The 9,706-nt window shown below is 63.0% G+C and carries 7 protein-coding genes and 1 pseudogene; 4 read left to right on the top strand and 4 right to left on the bottom strand.

What is annotated here, in order from left to right; all coding sequences use genetic code 11:
• The 3 genes from GSQ76_RS21645 to GSQ76_RS21635 all read left to right on the top strand — a co-directional run.
• Positions 1–1,274: pentapeptide repeat-containing protein (locus tag GSQ76_RS21645; protein ID WP_158746200.1), on the top strand; the 1,274-nt coding region annotated here is incomplete at its 5' end.
• A gap of 28 nt (positions 1,275–1,302) precedes the next feature.
• On the top strand, positions 1,303–1,854 hold the full coding sequence (locus GSQ76_RS21640) for a DUF3540 domain-containing protein (protein ID WP_158746199.1): 552 nt from the start codon (positions 1,303–1,305) through the stop codon (positions 1,852–1,854).
• Between the two features lie 4 nt (positions 1,855–1,858).
• Positions 1,859–2,272 carry a DUF4150 domain-containing protein gene (locus GSQ76_RS21635; RefSeq protein WP_158746198.1) on the top strand — a complete coding sequence of 138 codons (414 nt, stop codon included), beginning with the start codon at positions 1,859–1,861 and terminating at the stop codon, positions 2,270–2,272.
• A gap of 127 nt (positions 2,273–2,399) precedes the next feature.
• Here the strand turns inward: GSQ76_RS21635 and GSQ76_RS21630 are convergent, their stop codons facing one another.
• The 4 genes from GSQ76_RS21630 to GSQ76_RS21615 form a co-directional block, all read right to left on the bottom strand.
• The gene (locus GSQ76_RS21630) at positions 2,400–4,121 is read right to left on the bottom strand and encodes an amidohydrolase family protein (protein WP_158746197.1); all 1,722 of its coding nucleotides are present in this window, start codon (positions 4,119–4,121) and stop codon (positions 2,400–2,402) included.
• A gap of 83 nt (positions 4,122–4,204) precedes the next feature.
• The gene (locus GSQ76_RS21625; protein ID WP_158746196.1) at positions 4,205–5,290 is read right to left on the bottom strand and encodes an ABC transporter ATP-binding protein; all 1,086 of its coding nucleotides are present in this window, start codon (positions 5,288–5,290) and stop codon (positions 4,205–4,207) included.
• Positions 5,291–5,301: 11 nt separating this feature from the next.
• Positions 5,302–7,002: an iron ABC transporter permease gene (locus tag GSQ76_RS21620; RefSeq protein ID WP_158746195.1), complete on the bottom strand. Its 1,701-nt coding sequence runs from the start codon at positions 7,000–7,002 to the stop codon at positions 5,302–5,304.
• A 9-nt stretch (positions 7,003–7,011) separates the two neighbouring features.
• On the bottom strand, positions 7,012–7,995 hold the full coding sequence (locus GSQ76_RS21615) for an ABC transporter substrate-binding protein (protein WP_216851209.1): 984 nt from the start codon (positions 7,993–7,995) through the stop codon (positions 7,012–7,014).
• Positions 7,996–8,892: 897 nt separating this feature from the next.
• On the opposite strand from GSQ76_RS21615, the pseudogene GSQ76_RS32435 reads away from it, so the two are divergent.
• A pseudogene (locus GSQ76_RS32435) lies at positions 8,893–9,706 on the top strand (collagen-like protein); the annotation flags it as partial.

Raw genomic sequence — 9,706 nt, 5'->3', positions numbered from 1 at the left:
GCAAGCAATTTCTTGATTCCGGTCAAGCCGAGCACGCTCTAAGTAACCTAAACTTATCCGGGATCAGCTTCGAAGCAGCCGACCTGTCCAAGGCGGACCTGTCGGCGGCTCGCTTGGAGGGCGCGCGACTATTGCGGGCTCGGCTGATCGACGCGGTGCTGGACGACGCGGACTTGCAAGGTGCCGACCTGTCTCATGCCGTCATGCTCCGCGTCCGGGCGCGTAGGGCCAATTTCACGGCCGCTAGCTTGCATCGCACTCAATGGGATGGTGCCGACCTCGCAGGGGCCGTTTGGCGGGCGACAGACCTCGCCGGCGCGGATTTCCACCGCAGCACGCTGAACGGGCCGGCAATTGCGGCAGCCGTTCTTAGGGATGCCGCCTTTCACCAGGTAGATTTCGCTGGCCTCGATCTGTCCGGACGGGACCTGTCCGGCTGCACTTTCGATGGGTGTCGCTTTACCGACACCACCCTTTCTGGCGCCAGGTTGGACAGGACGACGTTCCGCGATTGCGACTTGGCGGCCGCCAAGCTGGCGGGCGCGCAACTCGACCGGACCGTGTTCGAGCGAGGCACGCTTGCGGGCGCCGACTTGTCCGGCAGCCGACTGGTTTACGTGCAGTCCAGCGACACCGTGCTCGATGGGTTGGACCTGCGGAAAGCCCAGCTGCACCGCGTGAACATTACGCCCGCCGACCTGCGGACAGTCGCGCTCGCCGGCGCCACACTCGACCGCTGCAATCTGGCGGCAGCAATGCTGGCAGGCACTGTGCTGGACGGGGTGGTGCTACGCGACTGCCACCTTGCGGAGGCCGATCTGACGGGGGTGCGGTGGGCCAATATGGTGCTGGATGGCACGGTATTCCTGTCGGCCAAGCTGGTCGGCGCGCATCTGACGGCGTCCTCGGCCCGCAACGCGGTGTTTACCGGCGCGGATCTGACAGATGCCCTTCTGGACGGCGTCCAAGCGCCCGGTTGTAACCTGGCGGCGGCGATGCTGACCGGCACCACCATCCGGCACGCTGTCATGACGGGATCGGTCTGGACGGGAACGCAGGCGATTGGCGCGCGCGTGTCCGATTGCCGACTGGCCCTTGCCGACTTCGCCTACGCCCGGTTGGACGAGGCTGCATTTTTCGGCTGCGACCTCACCGACGCCGACCTGCACGGTGTGGAGCGCGCAAGCAGCCGTTGGATCCGCTGCACTCTGGTCCGCACGCGGCAAACCGACCGCCATCGGCTGTTTGCCGAAACCTGGACCCCACCCGACTAACCAGACGACCATAGAAGGTATCACCGCCATGCAAACCGCGACCCTCGACCGCTTCCTTCCGATGTCAGGCACGGTGCTGTCTCACTTCGGCCCAGCTACCGTCCACGAGGTGGCGGATCGTGACCTAGAGATCGTCACGCCCGCAGGCGCGCGATATTGGGCGCGCTCCGCTGTGGCTGCCACCTACAATCCCGTGCCCGGTGATCTGGTGCTTGCGGTCGCGGCCGACGACGAGTGCTATGTGGTAGGCGTGCTGGAAGGGCGCGGGCCGACCGTGTTGCAAGCGCCGGGCGATCTGGAACTGCGGGCCCCCCACGGCAGTATCCGGATGCTCGCGGCCGAGGCATGCACGATCCTCGGGACGGCGGTGCAGGTGGATGCGGACGAACTGCATCTCTCGGGCCACACACTGCAGCAGCAGTTCGAGACTGTCCGCAGCCGTATCGCCGGCCTGCTGGACACGCGCGTACGATCCGTGTGCACGACAGTTACGGAAACCTACCGGCTTGCGGCACAGCGCATCGTAGGGCGTGGCAACGAGACCGTCACGCTCGAAGCTCCCAGCATCAATCTCGGGTGACGCCATGCCCTTCGCTTCCACCCTCGGCACCGGGATGTGTTCTGCCTTCCCCGATGTCTGCAAGACTCCCACGCCCGCCGGACCGGTGCCAATCCCTTACCCAAATATCGCGCAACTCGCGATGGCCAATCCCGGCACGTGCTCGCTAACGGTGCTGATCTTCAACAAGCCCGCAGCCACCACGCAGACAACAATCATGCTGTCCTCCGGCGACGAGGCGGGATGCGCGGGCGGGGTGGTATCGGGTGTGTTCATCGGCCCGGCGAAGTTTGTCCTGGGCAGCACAGTCGTCATGATTGGCGGCGCGCCCGCGGTGTACCTCGGCAGCACGATCGGCCAGAACGGCGTCGGCAGCGCGAACATGCCAGCCGGCCAGCAGGTGGTACCCAGCCAGGGGATCGTCACGGTCGCGCCCTGACAGACTATCTCGATTGGGCGTTTTCACCTGGCGAGGCATCTACTTGTCAGTCTGGTCACCGTGCCGGAGAGTGCAATCTGGCCAGACGGATCGCCTCCAGCTTTCGGCAATTTGACGGCATTAGCCGTTAGCTCCGTCCAGCACGGACCAATTTGCCGGGCCGGGCGCCTGTTTCGACCCCATCCTCGAAGATTGGCACACCAGAAACGAGCGTGGCGCGGTAGCCATCGACCCGCTGGATCAGCCGCTTGCCTCCGGCCGGAAGGTCGAAAACCAGTTCCGGATGATGTAGCCGCAGGTTCTGGAGATCAATGATGTTGATGTCGGCCTTCAGGCCTGGGGCCAGCCGCCCACGATCCGTAAAGCCGAAATACGTGGCGGTGTCGCTCGTCTGCCGTTTGACCATCCACTCCAGCGGTAGGCGTGGCCCACGGGTTCGGTCACGCACCCAATGGGTTAGGGTGAAGGTCGGCATACTGGCATCGCAAATGACGCCGCAATGGGCGCCTCCATCGCTGAGGCCGAGCACGGTCGCCGGGTCGAGCATCATTTCCCGCACGGGTTCCAGGTCACCGTGCACGTAGTTGACCGCCGGAAAGAACAAGGTGCGATTGCCATCCTCCCCGGTCAGATAGTCGTAGGCGAACGCTGCCGGGTCGACGCCGGCCTTCGTTGCCATGACGGCGACGCTGCGCTCCGGCGGCGGCTCGTAATCTGGTGGGTCGCCTAACAGGAATAGATGCTCCCATTTGGTGACGATCGCCCGATTGAGCGGGGGCAGGCGGGATAGAACGGCCTCGCTGTTTGGCTCCGCCAGGATCGCCGCCCGAACGCTGGGGTCGCGCAGCCGGGCGAGCCGCTCCGCCAGCGGCAGGTTGGCCAATTCGACGAAGCCGTGGCGGGCCATGAACGGGCTGAGCGTAGTACGCAGGCCCAGGATCAGGCCGACCTGGCGCGCCGCCACCTGCGCGCTGATGGCGGCGCCACCGTCGCGGGCGGCATGCACGTAGCCCATCAGTCGCCGCCAGCGCGTCGGGTCGGCGTTGCGATCGGTCAGCAGGAACCATAGCGGGCGGCCGTTCTCTTTGTGGAATTGGCGCATCCACTCGAACTCAGCAGGCTCGTTGTCAAAATCGCTCAACATGCCGAAGGTGCCGCTTCCGGCCGCGCCAAGGGCCGAGCCGATCCCGAGCAACTCCACGTCTTCGGCATGGCGACCCGGCACCAATTCGCCGCCGGTCGTTTTATGCTGATCGCTGCGCGAGGTGGTGAAGCCGAATGCCCCGGCCCGCAGCGCCTCTTCCGTCAGGTCCCGCATCGCCTTGATGTCATCCGCGGTGGCGATCTCGCGCCGCAATGCACGGTCGCCCATGACGTAGACCCGCAGCGGATGGTGCGGCACCTGGGCAGCGACGTCGATCGTGCGGGGCAGACGCTCCAACGCGTCCAGGAATTCGGGGAAGCTCTCCCAATCCCATTTCAGTCCCTCGGCGAGGGCGATGCCGGGGATGTCCTCGACGCCTTCCATCAGGTCAATCAGGTTCTGCCGGTCGCGTTTGCGCACCGGGGCAAAGCCTACGCCGCAATTGCCGAACATGATGGTCGTGGCGCCGTGCCAGGACGATGGCGCCAGCACTTGGTCCCAGGTCGCCTGGCCGTCGTAGTGGGTATGGATGTCCACCCAGCCGGGCGTCACCAGCATGCCCTCCGCCTCGAACTCCCGGCGGCCAGGGCTGGCCTTGCCACCTACTGCCACGATCTTGTCGCCGTCAATCGCTACGTCACCGACGAAGGCGGGCGCGCCCGTGCCGTCAACGATCGTTCCGCCCCGGATCACCACGTCGTGCATCGGTTATTCTCCTTCTGGTTCAACCAACATCTGCTAGGCCGGAGCAGACCTCAAGCGGTGGTCGCCTCCTGCACCAATAACGATCAAGCCACTGTCGCTGGCGTATCGGCCACGACCGTGACTGCGGAGGGATCAAGCCATAATTGGACGATCTGGCCTGCCGCCAAATGCCGGTATCCCGGCAGCGCAGCCGTCAGTGCAGACCCGCCGATGCGAAACTCGCATTGAGTCGTGGCGCCAAGGAACGTCGATGTCACCAGCGTTGCGGCAAAGGCATTTGGGCCTTGCTGGCCTTCGGCAATGGCAAGATTTTCTGGCCGAAATGCGATGAGCCCGGCTTCCGGCAGGTGCTTCACCGGGAGGCCCTGAAGCCGGATCCCGGCGGGCCCAACATACAGCCCTGCGCCTGCGTCCGACCCGGCGCGATCCAGCGGCAGCAGGTTGGCACCGCCCAGGAATTCCGCGACGAAGCGCGTAGCGGGCCGCAAATATACCTCCTGCGGGGCGCCGGCCTGGACGATCTTCCCTTGGTCCATCACCAAAAGGCTGTCGGAAATCACCATCGCCTCGCTTTGGTCGTGGGTGACGTAGACGGCGGTGATACCGGCGCGGACGAGGATTTCACGAATTTCGAACCGCATCCGCTCGCGCAGCACCAGGTCCAGGTTGCTGAGCGGTTCGTCGAACAGCAGGCAACTCGGCTCCAGCGCCAGCGCCCTGGCCAGCGACACGCGCTGTTGCTGGCCGCCGGACATGGAGGACGGGTAGCGGTCCGCCATCCCGGCCAAGCCAACCACGGTCAACACATTACGGGTTTGCTCGGCAATATCAGCCGGATTCATGCGCTTGAGCTTGAGGCCTAGCGCGATGTTGCCGCCGACCGTCATGTGGGGCCACAGCGCGTAGGATTGGAACACCATGCCGATGCCCCGCCGCTCCGGCGCCAGATGGTTGCTGCCGCCATCGCTGAGAACACGACCGCCCAACTCGATCCGGCCAGTGCCGATGGTTTCCAGCCCGGCGATCGCGCGCAGCATCGTCGTCTTGCCGCAGCCGGACGGCCCCAGCAGGGTCGCCACATGGCCCTGCTGCACTGTGAACGACACATCCCTCAGCGCGTGATGCGTGCCGAAATGCTTCTCGATATGGCTGACGGTCAGGAAGGACACTGTGGAGCTCCTCAGGCCGCCGCGCGGGCCAGGTCGACGCGGAACAGGCGGGATGCAATAGCGATCAGCACGGCCACGAGCGCCACCTGGATCATCGCCATCGCCGCCAGCACGCCATAATCACCCTCGACCCAGCGGGCGTAGATGAGGACGGACAAGACCTCATTGCCGGGCGAGTAAAGCAGGATGGAGATCGCCAATTCGCGGACGAAGATGATGAACAGCAAGGTCCAGCCTGCGGCGATGCCCGGCTTCAGCAGGGGTAGGGTAACGTGGCGTAGGGTGGTCCACAGCCCGCCGCCGACCATGGCGACCGCTTCCTCAAGCGCCGGGTCGATCTGGCGATGCACGCTGGTGACGGCGCGGACGGCAAAGGGTAGGAAGCCCGTGACGTATCCAATCACCAGCAGCCACATCGTGCCGTATATGGGCAGCGGCAAGTATACCCAGGTCCACAGCAGGGCCAGCCCGAGCGCCACCGCGGGGATGGCGGCGGGAAGCGTGACCAGCAGGTCAATGGCGCCGCGGAACCACAGTTTCGTGCGAACGACGATCCAACTGATGAGCACCGCGAGTGCCAGGGCAATGGTCGCGGCCAGACCCGAGAACCAGATGGTATTCAGGATTGCGCGGCGCGCGAGCTGATTGCCGACCAGGATCGCAGCATAATGACGCAACGTCAGTGACCCGAGATCGATCGAGCCGTCATACAGCGTCACCAGCGAGACGTAGAGCAGGGTGAGCAACGGCAGCACCGTGCTCATCAGCAGGAGCAGCAGAGCCAGGCCGAACACCGGCCAGCGTGTCCAGCCGAGATGGATCAGCTTTGGCCGCGCTGCCTTGCCGGCCACGGTGGTGAAGCTGCGGCCGCGCAGCAGGCGGTGCTGCACGATCACCCCGATCGCCGCTACCGCGACCAGCAGGATGGACAGCGCCGCCGCCAGGTTGAAGCGCGATGGAAAGATGTCGGTGAGGTCGTAGATATAGGTCGTCATCACCTGCAGCCGGATTGGCGTGCCCAGCAACGCCGGTACGCCGAACTGGCCGGCCGCCGCCACCAGCGTCAGCAACATGCCCGACAGCACGGCGGGCGCGACCAGTGGTAAGGTGATACGAAAGAATGTGTTGAACGGGCCGAGACCGCTCATCGCTGCGGCCTCTTCCAACGTCGAGTCGAGGTTATACAGGGCGCTCTGCACGAACAGGTAGACGTAGGGCGCGTAATACAGTCCCATGACCCAAACGATTCCGCTGATGCTGTAGGCGCTCAGCCAGTCGAGCCCGAGCGGCGTCAGCAGATGGTTCAGCAGGCCAATCTTGGGCGAGAGCAGCATGCCCCAGGCGAGGGCGCCGATGAACGGTGACAGAAAAAACGGCGCAATCACGCCCAGATGCAGCAATCGCCGCATCGGCACGTCCGACCGCGCCACCAGCCACGCCATGGCCAGGCCGATCACGGTTGCCAGGATGGTCGATAGGGTGGCCAGCCGCAGTGTCTGCCAGGCCGCATCCAGATAGCGCGCGGTGGTGATTGCCTGTTCATAATAGCGCAGCGTTAGTGCGGCAGAAAACCGGCCCATTGGCACGGTGCTGACGCTGCCATAGACCAAGAAGGCCATCGGCATTAGCACCATGACCGCCAGGAGCAGCGGCACCAGGCGGAACAGCCACGACTGCGGGCGCAGGGCGCCAGCCAGGACCCCGAGTGGCACGTTTTGCGCCTAAAGCCCGAACACCTCGACGAACTCGTCCTGCATGGCCTCGCGGTTCTTGGCGAAATCCACCGGGTCGATCTTCACCACGTTCAACGAACTGAATGCGGGTTTGCCGGGCAGGGGCGTCACGTCGTCGCGCAGGGAATAGATGCCGTTGATTTCGGATAGGGTAGTCTGCCCCTGCTTCGACAGCAGCCAATCGAACACCAGCTTGGCCCCCGCGGGGTTCGGCGCCTGCTTCAGTATGCCCAGCGGGGTCATGGTTATGGACACGGCTTCTGGGTAGACGGGGGTGATCGGCGCCTGCTTGTCTCGCCTGGCGGTGTAGACGATGTAGTCGAGTTGTTCGGTCACCGGCAGCGCGCCGGCGACCAATTGGTCCGTCATGGCGCCGTGGCCGCGGAAGATCTGCGGCTTATTGCGGGCGTATTTCTTCCAGAATGCCACGCCCTTCGCCTGGCGCAGCGAATAGTACCAGTTGAGCGCATCGCCATCGACCCGCGGGTCGGCATTGCCCTGCTTGCCGGCCCATTTCGCATCGGCATAATCGTCCCATGTCTTGGGTGCATCCGCCGCGGCGATGGCGCGCGAATTATAGGCAAAGATCGTCGCCAGGCTGCGGGAGTTGACCCAGGTGAACTGCGGATCCTTGAAACCGTCCGGATAATGCGCGTAGGTTTCGGACTCGTAGGGAAGCAACGCCCCGGCCGTCTTCAACTCTACAAAGCTGCTAATGTCGGAGACCTGGAATAGATCCGCGTTGAGTCGGTTGGCCTGAAGTTCCGCCGTCAGCCGTTGGTAGACCTGAAAGGTGCCTGCGCTAAAGACATTCAGCGTGACGCCCGGATTGGCGACGTTGAACTGCTCGGCAAGCTTCGTGAGGTAGGTGCTTGGGACAGAGGAATAGAGCGTAACATTGCTCGACGCCGCCCGCGCCCGCCCGAGAATGGCAGGCGTCGCGAGCAGCCCGACGCCTGCGCCGCGTAACACGGCTCGCCGCGACCAATTGCCCGCCATCATCCGCAGCCCCCAAATCTAGTCGCTTGCCGCAACTCACATGCCGACGGCACGCCTATGACCAAGCCACATCCAAAAACCATGCCGCGGCCGTTTGAGGTAAAAGCCATAGCAGGACGCGGCGAAAGGCAGTGCCGTATTATGGCTGACGCAGATCGAACCACTCGCTTGCCCACACTGCTTGGGTCCGGTGGAGTTTGTGGGCAAGGGTGAATGTCCTCTCGCTATTCTGCTCGTCGTTGACACTTGCTTTTGCGGTGCAGCGATCACTCGGCACTAGTGGGCCTATGGATAGGTCGTTCCTAATGGACCATGTCCGATGGCACATAATATTGTCTCAGATTGCTGAACGCCGGGTGGGCCGTGGTTCGTGTTGCGCGCTCTGCGAGACAATCAATCAGCCCATCAACCTGGCGAGCGATCGATGTAAGCAACCTCGCTTCGGCAAATGAATATGGGCTCTGTATACACAATGCCTCGTGCGTGAGTTTATCTGTTGAACCAACAAAGATGTGCGATAGACGCAGACGCACAGGTTTGGCGATAATATTAACGCCCATGGTATAAAGAAGTAAATTTCGTAATGGACGAAGACCGTTGGATCGGATCAGTATTAGACATTTAGTATAGTAACATCTTGTCAATCTAATGGTCGGATGATCGGCCAAATGTCCTGATGTATCGTGGCATTCATGTAATAATTTCATGGCCCAATTTACAGTCTTATCTCTGACCCGCGTGAATGGTTACTGATGCCATTTCGACATGGCGATTGGGTGCAATGGCAGCGGTTCTGACGTGTTCCAACCTAATAAATCTACAGATCTCGCAGCGATGGTGGCTTCTATGCTGCGATAGGAGCGGCTGACCATGTCCGGAACACAAACCGAATCTATCGCAATTGGCGGCTTTGACCCACTTCACGGCGTAAATTTATTTATTCTGTCGACGCAGTATACGTCTGCAGGGGCGTTGGTCGGCACGACGGTCACCACGCCGGGCCTCTTATTTATTCTCGGCAGCACGGACGGTAACGGTGATGATTGGGCGTTCAGCTATGTCACCGCCATTCAGGTCGCTCCTTACACCATCTCCGTAATTGATGGGTCGGGATACAACGCAGTCTTTACCGTCACAAATGGGGTGGCGGCGTACACGTCCGGTTCAGCTACTCATTACGTTAACTCACTGGTCGCGGTTGGTGCGACCGGATCCACTGGCGCAACTGGAGCAGTGGGCACGAGCGGCGCCGTTGGGGTGACAGGCACGGCAGGTGCCACCGGAACCGCCGGTGTTACGGGCACAAACGGCGCGACGGGAGCTATCGGTGCAACTGGCACAACAGGTGCGGTTGGGGCAACCGGTGGTACCGGCGCAGTCGGGGGGACAGGGATAGGGGGTGTTACCGGAGCGACTGGCAGCGCTGGCACGAACGGTGCGAATGGCGCAACTGGTGCTACCGGCACTGGCGGGCCGACCGGCGCCTCTGGCAACAGCGGCGCAACGGGCGCGACAGGATCTGCCGGTGCCGTCGGCTCAACCGGTGCGTCTGGTACTAACGGTATCGATGGCGGGACTGGCGCAACAGGATCTATCGGGGCATCAGGTTTAGCAGGTTTGACGGGGACATCCGGTGCTACTGGCTCCAACGGCACTGATGGTGCAACTGGTGCCACGGGCTCAC

Source organism: Acidisphaera sp. L21 (assembly GCF_009765685.1).
Lineage (GTDB): Bacteria > Pseudomonadota > Alphaproteobacteria > Acetobacterales > Acetobacteraceae > LMUY01.
The sequence above is the reverse complement of the archived record's forward strand: the minus strand, read 5'-3'. Positions and strand labels throughout refer to the sequence as shown.

Bases quoted from the DNA above. Each gene is read 5' to 3' on its own strand.
- GSQ76_RS21640 (WP_158746199.1), top strand. From the start codon at position 1,303: ATGCAAACCGCGACCCTCGACCGCTTCCTTCCGATGTCAGGCACGGTG.
- GSQ76_RS21635 (WP_158746198.1), top strand. From the start codon at position 1,859: ATGCCCTTCGCTTCCACCCTCGGCACCGGGATGTGTTCTGCCTTCCCC.
- GSQ76_RS21630 (WP_158746197.1), bottom strand. From the start codon at position 4,121: ATGCACGACGTGGTGATCCGGGGCGGAACGATCGTTGACGGCACGGGC.